The 16,516-nt window shown below is 55.8% G+C and carries 16 protein-coding genes; 3 read left to right on the forward strand and 13 right to left on the reverse strand.

What is annotated here, in order from left to right; genetic code table 11:
* Positions 1 to 64: 64 nt before the first annotated feature.
* The 7 genes from lepB to rpoE all read right to left on the reverse strand — a co-directional run bounded on the left by lepB (position 65) and on the right by rpoE (position 7,585).
* Positions 65 to 868: a signal peptidase I gene (gene lepB, locus HZS52_RS18780; protein ID WP_009286440.1), complete on the reverse strand. Its 804-nt coding sequence runs from the start codon at positions 866 to 868 to the stop codon at positions 65 to 67.
* 15 nt (positions 869 to 883) lie between these two features.
* Complete coding sequence (lepA, locus tag HZS52_RS18785) at positions 884 to 2,701, reverse strand: translation elongation factor 4 (protein WP_009286439.1); 1,818 nt, start codon at positions 2,699 to 2,701, stop codon at positions 884 to 886.
* Between the two features lie 195 nt (positions 2,702 to 2,896).
* Positions 2,897 to 4,309 carry a DegQ family serine endoprotease gene (locus tag HZS52_RS18790; RefSeq protein ID WP_022523841.1) on the reverse strand — a complete coding sequence of 471 codons (1,413 nt, stop codon included), beginning with the start codon at positions 4,307 to 4,309 and terminating at the stop codon, positions 2,897 to 2,899.
* 81 nt (positions 4,310 to 4,390) lie between these two features.
* Positions 4,391 to 4,858 carry a SoxR reducing system RseC family protein gene (locus HZS52_RS18795; RefSeq protein WP_022523842.1) on the reverse strand — a complete coding sequence of 156 codons (468 nt, stop codon included), beginning with the start codon at positions 4,856 to 4,858 and terminating at the stop codon, positions 4,391 to 4,393.
* 1 nt (position 4,859) lies between these two features.
* Positions 4,860 to 5,903, reverse strand: a complete 1,044-nt coding sequence (locus HZS52_RS18800) for a MucB/RseB C-terminal domain-containing protein (protein WP_159176665.1) — start codon at positions 5,901 to 5,903, stop codon at positions 4,860 to 4,862.
* A gap of 54 nt (positions 5,904 to 5,957) precedes the next feature.
* On the reverse strand, positions 5,958 to 6,677 hold the full coding sequence (locus HZS52_RS18805) for a sigma-E factor negative regulatory protein (RefSeq protein WP_022523844.1): 720 nt from the start codon (positions 6,675 to 6,677) through the stop codon (positions 5,958 to 5,960).
* Positions 6,678 to 6,985: 308 nt separating this feature from the next.
* Positions 6,986 to 7,585, reverse strand: coding sequence for an RNA polymerase sigma factor RpoE (rpoE, locus tag HZS52_RS18810; protein ID WP_009286436.1), 600 nt, complete (start codon positions 7,583 to 7,585; stop codon positions 6,986 to 6,988).
* A gap of 379 nt (positions 7,586 to 7,964) precedes the next feature.
* Here rpoE and HZS52_RS18815 point away from each other — a divergent pair, with 379 nt between their 5' ends.
* Entirely contained in the window at positions 7,965 to 9,041 is a 1,077-nt protein-coding gene (locus HZS52_RS18815; protein WP_022523845.1) for a 3-deoxy-7-phosphoheptulonate synthase, read from the forward strand.
* Between the two features lie 38 nt (positions 9,042 to 9,079).
* Here the strand turns inward: HZS52_RS18815 and dinG are convergent, their stop codons facing one another.
* Both dinG and rhlB read right to left on the reverse strand, forming a co-directional pair.
* On the reverse strand, positions 9,080 to 11,209 hold the full coding sequence (gene dinG, locus HZS52_RS18820) for an ATP-dependent DNA helicase DinG (protein ID WP_190373383.1): 2,130 nt from the start codon (positions 11,207 to 11,209) through the stop codon (positions 9,080 to 9,082).
* 5 nt (positions 11,210 to 11,214) lie between these two features.
* Positions 11,215 to 12,489, reverse strand: coding sequence for an ATP-dependent RNA helicase RhlB (gene rhlB, locus HZS52_RS18825; protein WP_022523847.1), 1,275 nt, complete (start codon positions 12,487 to 12,489; stop codon positions 11,215 to 11,217).
* 144 nt (positions 12,490 to 12,633) lie between these two features.
* Here rhlB and HZS52_RS18830 point away from each other — a divergent pair, with 144 nt between their 5' ends.
* Positions 12,634 to 12,891 (forward strand): hypothetical protein, encoded by a 258-nt coding sequence (locus HZS52_RS18830; RefSeq protein WP_190373384.1) that lies wholly within the window; start codon positions 12,634 to 12,636, stop codon positions 12,889 to 12,891.
* On the forward strand, positions 12,891 to 13,718 hold the full coding sequence (xthA, locus tag HZS52_RS18835; RefSeq protein ID WP_190373385.1) for an exodeoxyribonuclease III: 828 nt from the start codon (positions 12,891 to 12,893) through the stop codon (positions 13,716 to 13,718). The genes HZS52_RS18830 and xthA overlap by 1 nt, the downstream gene beginning before the upstream one ends.
* Before the next feature lie 18 nt (positions 13,719 to 13,736).
* Here xthA and HZS52_RS18840 read toward each other — a convergent pair whose 3' ends face one another.
* The 4 genes from HZS52_RS18840 to HZS52_RS18855 are packed head-to-tail and all read right to left on the reverse strand — an operon-like array spanning position 13,737 to position 16,515.
* Positions 13,737 to 14,801: a tetratricopeptide repeat protein gene (locus HZS52_RS18840; RefSeq protein ID WP_159176662.1), complete on the reverse strand. Its 1,065-nt coding sequence runs from the start codon at positions 14,799 to 14,801 to the stop codon at positions 13,737 to 13,739.
* A gap of 4 nt (positions 14,802 to 14,805) precedes the next feature.
* The gene (locus tag HZS52_RS18845) at positions 14,806 to 15,576 is read right to left on the reverse strand and encodes an energy transducer TonB (RefSeq protein WP_022523851.1); all 771 of its coding nucleotides are present in this window, start codon (positions 15,574 to 15,576) and stop codon (positions 14,806 to 14,808) included.
* Positions 15,573 to 15,980, reverse strand: coding sequence for an ExbD/TolR family protein (locus HZS52_RS18850; protein ID WP_022523852.1), 408 nt, complete (start codon positions 15,978 to 15,980; stop codon positions 15,573 to 15,575). The genes HZS52_RS18845 and HZS52_RS18850 overlap by 4 nt, the downstream gene beginning before the upstream one ends.
* Entirely contained in the window at positions 15,973 to 16,515 is a 543-nt protein-coding gene (locus HZS52_RS18855; protein WP_022523853.1) for a MotA/TolQ/ExbB proton channel family protein, read from the reverse strand. Before HZS52_RS18855 ends, HZS52_RS18850 begins: the two co-directional genes overlap by 8 nt.
* Position 16,516: the final 1 nt, after the last annotated feature.

Below are 16,516 nucleotides of genomic sequence, written 5' to 3' on the forward strand. Positions count from 1 at the left end.
TCTCCTACGTCATTGACGTTAACTAAAGTGACATAACTGACTAAATTCAGCACACGCAGCGTCTTCATTCAATGCGCCGCACGCTGGTAAAACTTGGCAACCCGCCGTCCCAGTGCATCCACACCGCAAAGGCGCGGCCCACAATGTTCTCTTCCGGCACGAAGCCCCAATAGCGGCTATCGTTGGAGTGGTCACGGTTGTCCCCCATCATGAAATAGTGCCCTTCAGGAACCTCCACTTCACGCATTTGCGGGCCAGGGTCTCGCGGGTTGTTATAAATAAAGTGCTCGGTGTCGCCAAGGCGCTCTTCTAACAATAGCTGCTGGGGCGAACCATCGGGCCCATCCTCGATCAGCTCTTTGGCCACCGGTTCGCCGTTAACGTAAAGCTGCTTTCCCTCATAGCGGATATGATCCCCTGGCATACCGACCACTCGCTTGATGAAGTTCACCGAAGGCTCGTCGGGGAAACGAAACACCATCACATCGCCACGCTCAGGATCATCGACTTCGAGAAAGCGGGTGTTGACTACCGGTAAGCGTAAGCCGTAGGCAAATTTGTTGACCAGAATAAAGTCGCCCACTTCAAGCGTAGGCCGCATTGAGCCAGAGGGGATCTGAAAAGGCTCAATGATAAAACTACGCACCACCAACACCACCAGCAGCACCGGGAAAAATGAACGGGCGTAGTCAACCGGCCACGGCTCTTTAAGTAGCTTTTCGCTGGTAACTGGATCCAGCCCTTCCTGGGTATTGGCCTCTGCGGCGGCGAAGCGTTGGCGGCGCTTGGGCTTTAATAGCCACACGTCCAACAGGTAAATAACGCCCGAAAGCGCAACGGCAAGTACCAGCAGTAATGAAAAATCCATGAGTGGTGTTCTTTCCTAGTCGTTAACCTTGAGCACAGCAAGGAAGGCATCCTGGGGAATTTCCACACGCCCCACCTGTTTCATGCGTTTCTTACCCGCTTTCTGTTTCTCGAGCAGTTTCTTCTTACGGCTGACATCGCCGCCGTAACACTTGGCCGTCACGTTTTTGCGCAGCGCTTTCACGGTGGAACGTGCCACCACTTGACCACCAATAGCCGCCTGAATCGCCACATCAAACATCTGCCGTGGAATCAGCTCTTTCATTTTTTCCACTAACAAACGACCACGATGGTGGGCGTGATCACGGTGGATAATCACCGCTAGCGCGTCAACTTTGTCGCCATTAATAAGTACGTCAAGACGCACCAACTTGGCCATTTCAAAACGCTCGAAGTTGTACTCTAGCGAAGCGTACCCCTTGGAGATCGATTTCAGGCGGTCAAAGAAGTCCATGACCACCTCAGACATGGGCAATTCATAGGCCAACTGGATTTGGTTACCCAGAAACTGCATATCCAGTTGCGTGCCTCGGCGCTGCTCACACTCGGTGATCACGTTACCCACATACTCCTGGGGAACCAGAATGCTGGCGCGCACCACTGGCTCACGCATTTCATCCACGTCAGCCATATCGGGAAGCTTTGAGGGGTTGGAGACATAGGTGATGTCGCCATTTTTCATCGCTAGTTCATAGACAACCGTGGGAGCGGTAGTGAGCAGATCGATATTATACTCACGCTCCAGACGCTCCTGGACGATTTCCATGTGCAGCGTGCCCAGAAACCCCACCCGGAAGCCAAAGCCAAGGGCATCAGAATTTTCCGGTTCATAGGCAAGTGAGGCATCGTTAAGCGCCAGCTTCTCTAGCGCATCACGAAAGTCTTCATAATCATCCGCACTGACCGGGAACATACCGGCATACACCTGCGGTTTTACTTTTTGGAAGCCAGGCAGACGCGCGACATCTGGCGTCTTGGTGTGGGTAATGGTATCGCCCACCGGTGCGCCGTGGATTTCTTTGATACCCGCGACAATAAAGCCGACTTCCCCGGCACGCAGAATCCCGGTCTGCTTGCGCTGGGGGGTGAAGATCCCTACTTCCGTGGTACCCCAGTCGCGGCCCGTCGATTTAATACGGATCTTATCGCCTTTGCGCAGCGTGCCATCAAACAGACGAACCAGCGAAACTACCCCAAGGTAGTTATCAAACCAGGAGTCGATAATGAGCGCTTGCAGCGGCGCTTCCGGGTCGCCCTTGGGCGGCGGAATATCGCGCACCAAGCGCTCTAGCAAGGCATCAATGCCCAAGCCACTTTTGGCCGAGACCTGGCAGGCGTCGGTGGCATCCAGGCCGATAATCTCTTCAATCTCCTGGGAAACCTTGTCGCAATCCGCCTGAGGCAAATCGATTTTGTTGAGTACCGGCAGAACTTCTAGTCCCTGTTCGATAGCGGTATAACAGTTGGCCACCGATTGCGCCTCTACCCCTTGTGCGGCATCGACAACCAGCAACGCCCCTTCACAGGCGTAGAGCGAACGCGACACTTCATAAGAGAAGTCAACATGCCCAGGCGTATCGATAAAGTTCAACTGGTAAACCTGGCCATCGGCGGCGGTGTAATCCAGCGTGACCGACTGCGCCTTAATCGTGATGCCTCTCTCGCGCTCGATATCCATGGAGTCGAGCACTTGCTCTTTTAGCTCACGCTCGGTTAATCCTTCGCAGGTCTGAATCAAACGATCAGAGAGCGTCGATTTACCGTGGTCGATGTGGGCGATAATAGAGAAATTGCGTATGTGCTTAAGCTTTCCGTTGGGAACGTCTTGGGACATCGAGTCTGTTCTGCCTTAGTGGTACGCAAGCGGCCGCATAAACAGGCCGCTTCGAGAGTTCAAAGCTCGAAAACAGCTGCCGTTTAAAAATAAGGGCCATTTCCGACAAAAAGATATCCGCTATTGTAGCGATATGCGCAGGCTAGGAACAGCGGTCCGGCGAGAACCGCCGGACCAGGAGTGAAAATAGGCGGGTTATTCCAGACGCAGCGCTACAAACAGGGAACGTCCGTCGCGGAACAGACGGACTGGAATAGCGCGATCAGTCGGCAACGCCTCGACAATCTCTACCAGCTCAGCTGAGGAGGAAACGCTGCGGTGATCAATACTCACTAACACATCGCCTGGGCGAATGCCGGCCTCAGCAGCCACGCTGCCAGACTCAACCTGACGAACGATCACACCGCCGGGAACATTCAGTTGCTCGCGCATGGTGTCATCAATTTCAGCGACCATTACGCCAAGACGCGCTTGGTTATTGCTGCCTGCCTGTGCCGACTGCTGCTCAGTGTCTGGCCAACTACCTAACTCGACAGACTCGGTCAGTTCTTCACCGTCACGCATCAAGGTGAGTTCCACCTCGGTGCCTGGTGCGCCTTTACCGATCAGTCGCGGCAGCGAGCTTGAGCGCTCAACCTCTTCACCATTGACCTCAAGAATGACATCGCCCGCCTGGAGTCCACCCTGGGCCGCTGGGCCTTCTGGATCAAGATCGGCAATCAAGGCGCCAATCGCATTCTCCATACCGAACGACTCGGCCAGATCATCAGACACAGGCTGAATCATGACGCCCAACCAACCACGGTCTACCCGACCGCCTTCACGCAGTTGCTCGGCCACATCCATGGCAACGTTAATGGGAATGGCAAACGAGACGCCCATAAAGCCGCCGCTACGGGTAAATATTTGAGAGTTGATTCCCACAACTTCGCCGTCTAAGTTGAACAGCGGGCCACCGGAGTTGCCGGGATTGATTGCCACATCGGTTTGAATAAAGGGCACATATGCATCCCGCGGCAAGGTGCGATTAATCGCACTGACGATACCCGCAGTGACCGAGTGGTCGAAACCGAAAGGAGAGCCAATCGCGGCAACCCACTCACCTACTTTTAGCTCGTCAGAGTCACCTAGATTGAGCGTAGGCAGATCATTGGCATCAATTTTGAGTACTGCCACGTCGGTTTGTGGGTCGCTACCAACCACTTCTGCTCTCAATTCGCGGCGATCATTGAGCCGCACAAGGATCTCATCGGCATCTTGCACCACGTGCGCGTTGGTCATTACATAACCATCTTCACTGATGACGAACCCCGAGCCTAGAGACTGTCGCTCTTCTGTGCGTCCCTGACCATTACTGGGGGGCGCTGGAAAGCTATCCCCAAAGAAATGGCGGAAAATCTCGGGGATTTCCTGACCACCGAACCCGCCAAAACCGGGCGCGCTGCTGCGCTGAACCGTTCGACTGGTTGAGATGTTCACCACCCCAGGGGCAGCGTCTTCAACTAATGCGGTGAAATCAGGCAAATTCTGAGCGCTGGCGGCTTGGCCAAACGTCAGCAATGCCACCACACAAACCCAAAGCGTGGAAGGGAGAATCAAGCGCTTCATGCAAGAGCTCCTACTTAATGTGATAGTAAGCGAAGGTATATCAACAACTCACGGCGAGATACCGGAGAACTCATTAACAAACTAATTGACCAAGCGTGGGCGAAAGCGTTCCCCACGCCCGCGCATTAGACATTTAATACTTAGCGCACCGGCCATCAAAGCAATAAAAAAGCCCAGGGGCGCCAGCCAAATCGTAGTACTAACGAGCGCGACCAGCCCGGATAGCAACAGCGCAAGCAGTAGCGGCAGCCCATAAACACAAAAAGCCAGCAACGTGACAGAGGCACGCGGCAGGCTGATAATGACTTGGCTTCCTAACGGATAGTTGCGCTCGGCGTTATCTGTTTTGGAGGGAACCGCTACGGCAATGCGTTGGCTGCGCTGGCGCGCCAGCAATCCGACCCCGCACCCTCTCCCTTGAGCACACTGCTCGCAGTTCTGCTGGGCGGCAATTTCAACGATTACTCCCTGGGAGGTGTAATCGACAACCGTGCCAGTACGAAGCAGAGAAGTGCCAAGTAAAGAGCCACAGGGCGCGGAGGTCGTCATTTTATCTACTCACCTCATCGACGCTTTCTTGAGATTGGTCTTCTAGCAGGTCGAAAGTGATTGAGCGAACAATACGCTGCAGCGTTGCTACGGGCAGCTCACCAATGGCCACCAACTGCCAGCGCCCTTCAGCGGTGATGGTGTGCTCAATGGCGACGGCCGAGACACCCAACTGCTGCACACCTTCCTGCAAGGCAATGGTTGCTTCAGATGCAAGAGGCTCTACAAAGATACTCACGGTAGCCAAACCATCACTGTAAACACGCTGATGCACATCGTCGCCGGCAAAAGTAACCGGTTGCGCAACAAAGCCGTCGGGTAACCAAGTGGTATGCCAAGGCGTGTTGAGGATAACGGTGGGCGAGCCCACTCGTACGCGGCCGGTATATTTTTGGGGCGATTGGAGCTGGGTAATTTGGAAGGTTTCAATGATCCTACCTTGCTGATCACTGAGTACATGCTTAAGGAGTAGGCCGGTATCTCGATCTAACCACCACTGATGGGAAAAACGCCATTGATCCCGAGGCTCGAAAATAAGTTTAACGGCATCGCGACCGGCTACCCGAGCATCATCCTCAAGCTCAATAGCGTAATATTTCTCAAGATGAGCCGCCCACCCTGCAGGAGTAGGCATCTCCCCATTACTATGCTCTTCAGTCCAAGCCAGTCGACCCACCGGCGAGCGCCGCTCAATACTCACGGAAGGACCGTCTAGGTACTGAACCACCTGCTGCCGAATGCCATTCTGGATGCGATGCGACAGCGCCAGCGTGCGAACATCAATAGCATCAATCGCCACCGCCCTGGCTTGGAAGGCATAACAGTGGCTAGCCAACAAACCACGCTCAAGCCACTGCGTGGCATTACTGGGCTGCTCTTCGGATTCCGCCGCGCACTCGTAGCCAGCATGACGAACCGGTTGGCTAACGTCGGACGAGCTATTGGCGTTTTCTGCATGCACTTGAAAAGAGAGCGTACCAACTACTGCTGCCAGTACCCAGGCACGCTTTAATCGCCAGGGCACGATCATGTTGCGCACTCCCATCCCGCGCACTCCCTACTCACTTAACAGGCTTCGTCAAAAAGAACGTCATTCAGCTTAGCGCTGACCTAATGGTTCAGTCACTGCAGATGAACGCATTAATGGCATCCAACTATCACCACTGCCGTAAGCAGCGCTCTGAGTATGCTGCTCTAAATAAGATTGCAGCAAGCCAATCTGATCTACATCAATATTGGTTCCCTGGGAAGCAGTCACTCCCTGAGGCGTCTGCGCTGAAAACCCAGTTTCACTAATATTCATCAGACCGCCCTGACCCGACTGACCGCTAAGCCGAAACGGCGTAGGCTCAAACATGGGCATATCAGCACGTGAGGCTACTGCCGACTGAGAGGCCAAATTGACGGGCTGTACCTGATTAGCGCCAGGTGCGGTCGTTGCCATGTCACCACTGCCCTGGCCAACGGGTGAGTCGTTGCCAAAGAACTGAACGCCGGTGATCACCATCAGTGACACTGCAGCAGCAACGCCAGCGCCGCGGGCGAACGAAATACCACCCGTACGGTGAGCTACAGGCTCGGCACCTTGTGTCATTGGAGCAGGCTCTTCGCGCAGTCTGGCCATAATGCCAGCGGAGAGATCAACGCTTACATCAACGCCCTGCTCCCGCTGCATCATGCTGCGGGCAAGGTGATATCGGCGCCATGTATCTGCGGCATCGTCATCATTAGGCAGTGCCTTCAACACTCGGCGAAGCTCAAGCTCATCACTCTCGCCATCCATTAACACCGAAAGTGATTCCCGTGTGTTTTGACTCATACTTCACACCCTCACACTGTTTAAAAGAAGTACTGGGGTGATGGCTTGCGTTATACGCACCACCACTCCGACGACTTCCAAGGCCAAGACTCAGTTCAGGCTAATTAAATGAGCAAAACTCATTAGCCTGCGACGCTAAGCTCATGACACTTTGCACATTGATATATCAGCGATTGACACACCAGCGTGCTCATCAAGATAGTCAGGCTTTATGACGCCTTACATGCCAGACAGTTCACAAAAAATAAAACCTTTATTTTTAAGGCTGACATCCTATAACGCTCATATCGCCTCCCCCACTACGACCACTACCCTTCGCGACTGTTCCGCGCGGTCGATACTAATGGGCGGATATGTTCATCAACCGCCTCGCGGGCGCGGAAAATTCGTGAACGCACGGTTCCCACAGGGCACTGCATGACCTGAGCAATATCTTCATAAGCAAGACCATCCAGTTCACGCAGGGTGATCGCCGTGCGCAGATCATCCGGCAAATTTTCGATTGCCTGATAAACCGCGGCTTCGAGCTGATCTCTGGCAATCGCCGCTTCCGGTGACTCGGAATCTGCCAGTCGACCGCTTTGATCAATGATTTCAGCGTCGACAATATCCATATCACTTCCCGGCGGGCGCCTTCCCCGCGAGACCAGATAGTTTTTCGCCGTGTTAATCGCGATGCGATACATCCAGGTGTAAAACGCACTTTCTGAGCGAAATTTACCCAAGGCGCGATACGCCTTAATAAATGCCTCCTGGGCTACATCCTGAACTTCAGAGTGATCATGAACATAACGACCAATCAGGCCGATAATTTTGTGCTGGTACTTCTTCACCAGCAGATCGAAAGCGCGCGTATCACCTTTTTGGGCACGTTCAACAAGCTGTTGGTCTGTTTCCCGAGTGCCCATTCACACGCTCCTCCAGCTCGTACGGCATGCGCCGAGCCCAATTCCTATTAGCCCTGACAAATGGGCGTTCACAGCAAGCAGCATAGCGTCCCTTGGGCATTGATTAATAATAGAGTGAATAAAAGAGCGAATACGTCGCCCGAGTAAATTGCTGCATTATTATAACGGTACTAAATTTTAACGACAGGGCTCCCAGTGTTGCGCGTTCCGCGCAACGCATCAAGCGCTTACCGCCTTTCGCAAAAACCGTGCGGCTGACACTTTTAATGCCGCTATAGTTCCGCAGCAATTGATTTTTACCTGCCCGGCGAGCGATAGTATGTGCCACTTTTATCGCCCCCTTACTTTTTCAGTCATTACGCAAAGCACAGGTAGCAAGATGCCAGAACAGCAGGTTAATAACCTTAACGTCCTCGCTCAAGACGTTCTCACCACGCCAGAAGCGCTCAAGAATGCCGTGCCGTTAACGGAGGCAGCAGAGCGCACCGTGATCGAAGGTCGCCAAACCATTCAGAACATCCTGGATGGCAATGACCCGCGACTGTTGGTAGTGGTCGGTCCATGCTCAATCCACGATGTGGAAGCCGCCCTCGACTATGCCCGCCGCCTTCGTGAGCTGGCTGACCAGGTCAGCGATAGCCTGTATATCGTGATGCGTGTCTATTTTGAAAAACCGCGCACAACGGTCGGCTGGAAAGGCCTGATCAACGACCCGCACCTCAACGACTCCTTTGAGATCGATGAGGGTCTGCATATCGCCCGTAAATTGCTGGTCGATCTGGCCGAAATGGGCTTACCGCTAGCCACAGAAGCACTGGATCCCATTTCTCCCCAATACCTGCAGGACTGCATCAGCTGGTCAGCGATTGGCGCCCGTACCACCGAGTCCCAGACCCACCGGGAAATGGCTTCCGGCCTTTCCTGCCCGGTCGGCTTTAAAAACGGTACCGACGGCAGCCTGGACGTGGCGATTAACGCGCTTCAGTCCGTGGCCAGCCCGCACAATTTCCTGGGCATTAACCAAGCGGGCCAGGTAGCCATTATTCGCACCCGCGGCAACGCCTACGGCCACGTCGTTCTACGCGGTGGCAACGGCAAGCCCAACTACGACAGTGTAAGCGTTGCCCTGGCGGAGAAAGAGCTCGAAAAAGCCAAGCTCTCACCCAACATAATGATCGACTGCTCCCACGCCAACTCCAACAAAGACGCTGCGCTACAGCCATTGGTGCTGGAAAACGTCACCAACCAGATTTTGGAAGGCAACACTTCCATTATCGGCCTGATGGTTGAATCCAACATTGGCTGGGGTAATCAAAAACTTACCCAAGACCTTAGCCAACTGCAGTATGGTGTCTCCATTACCGATGCCTGCATCGACTGGGATACCACGGTGGAGACCTTCAGCCGCATGAACGATAAACTTGCCGCCACACTGGCCAAGCGCATCGTCAAGTAAGTCAACAACCCCGCTACGGCGGGGTTTTTCATGACGTTCTAGCGACTAATCTCACGCCGAAATGGCGGCAGTGCATCCAGCAGTGCTTGTCCGTAGCGGCGGGTAATCACCCGCTTATCCAGCAAGGTGATCGTCCCACGATCGCTCTCTTTGCGAATCAAGCGCCCACAGGCTTGCACCAGCTTAATAGACGCATCGGGCACGCTAATGCGCATAAACGCATTACCGCCCTGGCTTTCTATCCACTCCGCTAACGTAGCACCCACTGGGTCGTCGGGTACCGCAAAGGGTAACCGCGTAATCACCACGTGCGTCAAATAGTCGCCGGGAAGATCGATACCCTCAGCAAAGCTCGCCAAGCCAAAGATAATACTGCCCTCGCCCCTATCCACTGCCGCCCGATGGCGCTCGATAAGCTCACGCTTAGGTAATGCATCCTGAGCGAGCACCCGCTCCTTCACACTCGCGGGCAACGCTTTGTCGACTGCACGCAGCTGGGCGCGGGAAGAAAACAGCACCAGCGCCGCCTCTTGGTCGGCCAACTGCGAGACAAACGTCACAATCGCCCGCTCATGGGCCTCCCTGTCGCCAGGGTCAGTGGCCTCTTTAGGCACTCGCAGCACGGCATTGGCGTAATCAAAGGGGCTCGGCAGCGCCTGATAGCGGTAGCGATTCGCCAAGCCTGCACGCTCTTGCAGGCGTTCAAAGCGCCCCAGCGCAGTCAACGTTGCCGAGGTGACCACCGCCCCATGGCAACGCCCCCATAAATGCTTGGCCAGGGTATGTGCGGCTGAAACGGGGCTAGCCGAAAACTCAACTTCCGGCTCCCCCGCTACACGGCTTAGGGTAATCCAGCGAGCGCTGGGCGCCTCATTAGCAACATCCTGCTCACTGAATGCCTGCCACAAGGCATGCGCCTCTAACGCCCGCCCATGAAGCAACGCAACGAGCGGCAGCCAGGTTTCTGCCTGCTCACGATCGAGGCCGGTCTGTTTATCGGGATCAAGGCTTTCACGCAGAATATCGCTGATACTCTCGAGGCAGCGCGACAGTGAAGCAAACATCACCAATAGCTGCTGCGCCTGTTCCCGCAGGGCATCGGGCACTTGGCCCTTCTCAAAACGCGATTGATGGGTGGCCTCTTCGTCAGCCAAACCGTTTGGCCGCTCCGCCAACTGATGCCCCATACTAAACACGTCGCCCAGTGCGGGCTCCAGGTTATGAATCAGCTCTGGCAAGCTAACTAAAAGCCGCGACACCGTTGGCTGAATAGCCAACGCTTGGTGAAGGTCGGTCAAACTGCTTCTCAGCGTTTTTAGCCAACGCAAGCAGCCGTGCACCGCAAAGCGGTGGGCAAAGTGGGAAAGCGCCTTCTCGGGCAGGTGGTGGCCTTCGTCGAAGACAAAGATGCAGTCCGCCGGGTCGGGCAGAATAGCGCCGCCGCCCAAGGCCAAGTCAGCCAGCACGAGGTCGTGGTTGGCGACAATAACGTCAGCGTTCTCAAGCTCTCGACGGGAACGAAAAAACGCGCAGGCACCGAAGTGCCCACAGCGCCTACCCGTGCACTGGCGATGGTCAACCGTCAGCCGCCGCCAGTGGGCATCCTCAATCGCCTCAGGCCAATTATCACGATCCCCTTCCCATTCGCCCTGACCGTAAGCTTGCGCCATATCACTGGCAATCACGGTGAAGTCGCTACTTTGTGTTTGCAGCGACTGCTCAAACAGCGATAGCGTCGGGTTGGGTTCAGTACCTTCGAGCGCCTGATCCAGACGTGCCACGCACACATAGCGGCCACGCCCTTTGGCTAATGCGTAGCGAAAAGCAATACCGCTATGACTGGCCAGCGAGGGTAGATCCTGATTCAGCACCTGCTCCTGAAGGGCGACCGTGGCCGTGGAAATAATCAGCCGCTTGCCCCGCGCTTTCGCGATCGGTAAGGCGGCGATCAGATAGGCCAGTGTTTTGCCGGTACCAGTACCCGCTTCAAGCACACAGACATGAGTATCGCTTACGCGCTTACCCTCGCCGTCGCTCTCTATATTACCCAGCGTCCGGGCGATTTCGGCGATCATCATGCGCTGACCGTAGCGTGGGGTCAGCTCAAGGGTGTCCACCACGCGACGGTAAGCGTCTTGAATCTCACTTTTGAGGGCTGTATCGAGCATGCGGCTTAGAGCATACCTTCCGGCGGATGCACGCAGGGCAGCTTGTCGTTGATATAGCGTTCGATTTCCGGCAGCGAGAAGGCATCCTCTTCACCGACGAAGCTAATCGACACACCCTTAGCGCCAGCTCGACCAGTACGACCGATACGGTGTACGTAGTCTTCCGGATCTTCCGGCAGGGTGTAGTTGATGACGTGACTAACGTCTTCAATATGGATCCCACGGCCTGCAACGTCAGTGGCGACCAATACCTGAATCTCGCCTTCGCGGAAGCTTTCCAGGGTTTTAATACGCTGATTCTGAGGCACATCGCCCGACAGCATCGCCGCACTGACACCGGCTTTTTTGAGCAGATCGTCAAGCTTGCGAACTAAATCGCGACGGTTACCAAAGACCATCACACGCTCAAAGCTCTCTTGCTGAAGCAAATTAACCAGCAAGCGCTGCTTGTCGTCATCAGACACCAGATACACACGCTGATCTATATCCGCCTGATTCTCAACGGTGACTTCGATCTCAACGTGGGCAGGATCAAGCGTCCATTGACTGGCGAGATTCAAGATGTCGTCGGTAAAGGTGGCCGAGAAGAGGAAGGTCTGGCGCTCCTCTTTTTTCGGCGTGTAGCGAATAATCCGCTTCACATCGGGGATAAAGCCCATCGACAACATGCGGTCGGCTTCATCTAACACCAAAACTTCGACTTCATTGAGGTCGATATCGCGCTTCTGATGGAAATCCAACAGACGACCAGGTGTTGCCACCAGAATATCGATCTTGCTGCCCAGGCTGTCACGCTGTTTTTGGTAGTCCATACCGCCGACCACACTCGCCACATTGAGCTGCGTGAAACGCGCTAACGCTTTAGCATCTTTTTCGATCTGCAGCGCCAGCTCGCGGGTGGGCGCAATAATTAAGGCACGCGGAGCCCCCGGCTTTTGACCATTGGGTGTTGGCTCTTCCAGGAAGTAGGCCATCACAGAGATCAAAAAGGCTGCGGTTTTACCGGTTCCCGTTTGCGCTTTGCCGACAATGTCGCCACCTAATAGCGTCTGGCGCAGGGCCTCCGCTTGAATAGGTGTGCAGTACTCAAACCCCTGGGCATGAATAGCGCGCATTAAGGGCAGCGGCAGATCAAAGTCATGAAAGCGCCACTTACCGGCCACGGCGGGCACCTGAAACTGACGAAGATCCCAGTTCGACTGGCGACGACGCGGTTTACGGCGGCGACGTTTTGGCTTGCGATTCTGGGCCGGGGCTGTGGTCTGTTCCGACTCGCTCATAGGCTGTCTATCTGTCCATTGCTGTGGAAGTTGGCTTCTTGACGTGCGCATTGTACCAGGGCTTGGCGATAAGAGCGCGTCCTGCTGTCGAAGGAGTCCCAAGGCCTGTTAGAATAGCCGTCAAATCGACGTAAGGAGCGCGACATGACGCGTAAGAAAAAAACTCGTTCACTGGCCGATAAGGTGACAATCCGTACCGGCCGGCGGAAAGATTATAAAAAATGGCGCCACGACAATCCCGACCAAGTGGCCCCTTCGCGCCGTTTTGTAGCGAAAAAGCAGCAGCAGCGCAAACTGCAGGCGGTGAGAAAACTCGCTCGCCAGCAGAGCGGGCAGGATATTGCTATACACCCTGACAAACCGAGCAGCGACGCTAACAAACCTAAGGGGGACGACTCGTAATGCGCTTGGTCTCGTTCAACATTAATGGCATTCGAGCACGGCTTCACCAGTTACAGGCGTTGATCGACACTCAGCAGCCGGACGTAATTGGGCTGCAGGAAACCAAGGTACAGGACAGCGAGTTCCCGCTTGCCGACGTAGAAGCCATGGGCTACCACGTTTTTTATCACGGCCAAAAAGGCCATTACGGCGTAGCTTTAATGTGCCGTCAGGCGCCCGAAGAGATTTTTTACGGCTTCCCCGATGATGAGGAAGACGCTCAGCGCCGCATGATCGGCGTTCGTCTGATCGCCGTGGATGGAGAAGCCGTGACGGTATGGAACGGTTATTTTCCTCAGGGCGAAAACGTTACTCACCCGACCAAATTCCCCCATAAAGAGCGCTTTTATGGCCAACTAGCGCGATTGCTCAACGAACAGCACCGTCCCGACGAGCGGCTGGCGATCATGGGCGACTTTAATATCTCGCCGGAAGATCAGGACATTGGCATTGGCGACGCTAACCGCAAGCGCTGGCTGCGTGAAGGCAAAACCAGCTTTCAACCCATTGAGCGCGAATGGCTCGAAGGCATTAAAGCCTGGGGGCTTACCGACAGCTATCGCCTCTGCTACCCGCAAAGCGATGACCGTTTTAGCTGGTTTGACTACCGCTCAAAAGGGTTTAATCAGGAGCCCAAGCGCGGCCTGCGTATCGACTATATTCTAGTCACCAAGGCGCTAGCCGATCAGGTTACTGCCGCTGGCATCGACTATGACCTGCGCGGCATGGAACGACCCTCTGATCACGCGCCTACCTGGAGCGACTTCGCTCTCACGCTTAAGGCGTAGTTTTCTACGTAGTCTTTTCTAGTTAAAGCTGGCCAGCCACTGCTCCGCCTCCTCGTCACCTAGCGACGAGGCGCGGGCAAAGGCTTGTTTCGCTTGCCCATCCTCACCCCAGGCGTAAGCAAGTTGACCATAGGCTCGCCAGTCGGCAGCAACTTGCGTATGCAGCGCTAAGGCGTGCCAGGCATTCAGGGCCTTCTCAACGTCTTTAGCCTGCCGCCAAGCGTTGGCAAGCAAACGCAGATGGGACTCATCGCGAACGATATCGCCCTCATTCAGCGCCCGCTCTAGGTGTTCTGCCGCTCTAGCGGGGGTTCCGCCGGCGAGATGGAGTTGAATCAACAGCCAGAAATCTTCCTGCTCGGTCAACTTACCTAATTGCCACCCGGCCTCCCACAAACCAGCGGCAACCCCTGACTGCCCAGCCTGCTGGGCAAGCCCGGCGGCTTGGCGCCAATCTGCGGGGTCGCTTTGCGCATTCAAGTCATCTAGCAGCCAGCCCAATGCCTGATCGCCTTGCCCGGCATTGCGATACACAGCAAGCGCCAGAGCCTGCTGTACTTCGTTGGGCTCTGGCGTCTCATTAAGTGCTTGCTCAAGCCAGCCAGCGGCTTCTTCCCAACGCTCCTGTTGCGCCAGCAGGCGGGTTAGCTGCCAGGTAGTATCACTATCTTGCTGATTGGCTAACCACTCACTGAGTAGCTCAATGGCCTGATCACGCTGGCCAGCAGCACGGCGCAGTGAGGCCTCCTCACGTAGCCAACGGGCTGCTTGGACACTATCCACACCGTTTAAGCCACGGGCAATCGCCAGCCGATCCGCTGCCGCAGCGTGCTGATCCTGACGCGCCAAGGCACCTGCCGCTAACTGTTGATAGAGCGCACTGGCCCACTGATCCGATTGGTTGCCGGATGCCAACCGCTCAGCCTGGGCCGTTGCCCGCTCAACGACCTGAGGCAACGCGCCCTCTTTTAACTGGCTTTGCAGCGCATTGAGGTCAGCAATCACATCACCTTGTAGCGCAGGGCTGGCCTGTGACGAAAGAGGCCAAACGCTGAGTAATAGAATGCATAAAAGACGCTTCATACGGCTACCTCAACTCAAACTCGATCCGCTGGGTGGCATTGCGTAACCGATCGCTGGGTTCAAATTGCCACTTGGCAATCGCCTCCCGCGCGGCATCATCAAACACCCGACGCGGCTGCGCGCTGGTAACCCGTATAGAAGAGCTGTCGACACTGCCATCACGCCGAATCGTAAAGGCCACCTCTACAAAGCCTTCCATACCTCGGCGCTGGGCACGGGGCGGGTACTTTGGACCAACTTGGTTCGTCGGTGTCACTTGGCCCACATTCACCGGCTCATTAGAGGGCGCTGGCTGAGCTTCCGGGGCAGCTTCGCGCACGGCGGGTGCAGAATCCACTGACGCAGGGGCTGCTCTAGGAGCTGCCTCGACAGGTTGCTGTTGCGGGGTCGGCTCTGGTCTCGGCTCAGGAGTAGGTTCGGGCCGGGGTTCCGGTTTAACTTCCGTTAGCTCCGGGAGTTCGCTGTCCATTTCAACCGGCTCGACGGGCTCATCTGGCAGTTCCACTTCCGGCAGACTAATAGTGCTTTCCGCTACCGGAGGCGGCTCGGGTGCAGGCATGGGCGGCGGCGTTTGCTGGGGTGCCGCTTCAACAGGCTGAGGCGTGGGCGCCTCCTGCTTAGGGGCCACCTCCGGCGCTTCAATCATGGTCATCGCCATGCTCATGGTCAGCTCTTCGGGCTCCCGCTCTGGGGGAGCCACTAGCTGGGCAAGTAGCCAGAACAAGCCCACCGCCAGCACGACGCCTCCCAATAATGACAGCAGGTGGCGCATCATGACCCACTCCGACTCGCCGCCACCGCCACTTGGTCAACGCCCGCCTCACGTAGGCGATCCATCACCTCGATCAGCAAGCCCGTGGTGGATTCGCGATCCGCCTGAATAACCACCGAGCCATCATCACTTAGCATATCGGCTACCTGCTGGCCGACCCGATGGGCATCCACGGGACTGCCATCTACCCAGACTGCACCCTCGGGGGAAATCGCCACGAGCACCTGGGCATCCGGGCGCGGGGTGGCGGCGCTGGATTCCGGCCGCTCAATCTCGACACCGCTCTCTTTGACAAAGCTGGTAGTCACAATAAAGAAAATCAGCATGATAAATACCACGTCGAGCATGGGGGTAAGATTCACCTCATTGCTCTCAGCAGTCGCATCTATGGAACGACGTCTACGCATCACTCTCCTCCAGTGCCCGCGCCAGGCGATCATGCAGCCGCTGGTCTTCGCGACGGATGACGTGCTCTAAACGACTAATAAATAGCAGCCCTACTACGGCAATGGCCATGCCGGTCAAGGTCGGCAGTGTCGCCCGGGCAACCCCATCTGCCATAGCGCGGGCTTGATGGGTCTCGCTCAGCGAAAGGCTATCGAACACGCTAATCATGCCCGTCACGGTGCCTAACAAGCCTAGTAACGGACATAGCGCGACTAACAGTTTTAACCATGGCAAGGGTTTGCGCAGCCTGGCGACCAGCGCCTCGGCCCACACCTGACGCAGTGTCCGGGCACTCCAACTGGAGTGGTCACTACGTGCCGCCCAGCGGCGTAACAGTTGACGCCGTGCTATACGCCAAGTAATCCGGTAGTACCACCAGCGCTCCATAGCCATGGCAAACACCAGTACGGCCACGACGGCCAAAACCACCAGTACCGCGCCACCCGCCTCTACTAAGCGCTCAACGGGTTCGAGCCAGAGAGGAAGAGTGGACATG

This window comes from Vreelandella titanicae (assembly GCF_014697095.1).
GTDB lineage: Bacteria > Pseudomonadota > Gammaproteobacteria > Pseudomonadales > Halomonadaceae > Vreelandella > Vreelandella titanicae.

Excerpts from the sequence above, each read along its gene's own strand:
- lepB (WP_009286440.1), bottom strand. The coding sequence starts at position 868 with ATGGATTTTTCATTACTGCTGGTACTTGCCGTTGCGCTTTCGGGCGTT.
- lepA (WP_009286439.1), bottom strand. The coding sequence starts at position 2,701 with ATGTCCCAAGACGTTCCCAACGGAAAGCTTAAGCACATACGCAATTTC.
- HZS52_RS18790 (WP_022523841.1), bottom strand. The coding sequence starts at position 4,309 with ATGAAGCGCTTGATTCTCCCTTCCACGCTTTGGGTTTGTGTGGTGGCA.
- HZS52_RS18795 (WP_022523842.1), bottom strand. The coding sequence starts at position 4,858 with ATGACGACCTCCGCGCCCTGTGGCTCTTTACTTGGCACTTCTCTGCTT.
- HZS52_RS18800 (WP_159176665.1), bottom strand. The coding sequence starts at position 5,903 with ATGGGAGTGCGCAACATGATCGTGCCCTGGCGATTAAAGCGTGCCTGG.
- HZS52_RS18805 (WP_022523844.1), bottom strand. The coding sequence starts at position 6,677 with ATGAGTCAAAACACACGGGAATCACTTTCGGTGTTAATGGATGGCGAG.
- rpoE (WP_009286436.1), bottom strand. The coding sequence starts at position 7,585 with ATGGGCACTCGGGAAACAGACCAACAGCTTGTTGAACGTGCCCAAAAA.
- HZS52_RS18815 (WP_022523845.1), top strand. The coding sequence starts at position 7,965 with ATGCCAGAACAGCAGGTTAATAACCTTAACGTCCTCGCTCAAGACGTT.
- dinG (WP_190373383.1), bottom strand. The coding sequence starts at position 11,209 with ATGCTCGATACAGCCCTCAAAAGTGAGATTCAAGACGCTTACCGTCGC.
- rhlB (WP_022523847.1), bottom strand. The coding sequence starts at position 12,489 with ATGAGCGAGTCGGAACAGACCACAGCCCCGGCCCAGAATCGCAAGCCA.
- HZS52_RS18830 (WP_190373384.1), top strand. The coding sequence starts at position 12,634 with ATGACGCGTAAGAAAAAAACTCGTTCACTGGCCGATAAGGTGACAATC.
- xthA (WP_190373385.1), top strand. The coding sequence starts at position 12,891 with ATGCGCTTGGTCTCGTTCAACATTAATGGCATTCGAGCACGGCTTCAC.
- HZS52_RS18840 (WP_159176662.1), bottom strand. The coding sequence starts at position 14,801 with ATGAAGCGTCTTTTATGCATTCTATTACTCAGCGTTTGGCCTCTTTCG.
- HZS52_RS18845 (WP_022523851.1), bottom strand. The coding sequence starts at position 15,576 with ATGATGCGCCACCTGCTGTCATTATTGGGAGGCGTCGTGCTGGCGGTG.
- HZS52_RS18850 (WP_022523852.1), bottom strand. The coding sequence starts at position 15,980 with ATGCGTAGACGTCGTTCCATAGATGCGACTGCTGAGAGCAATGAGGTG.
- HZS52_RS18855 (WP_022523853.1), bottom strand. The coding sequence starts at position 16,515 with ATGTCCACTCTTCCTCTCTGGCTCGAACCCGTTGAGCGCTTAGTAGAG.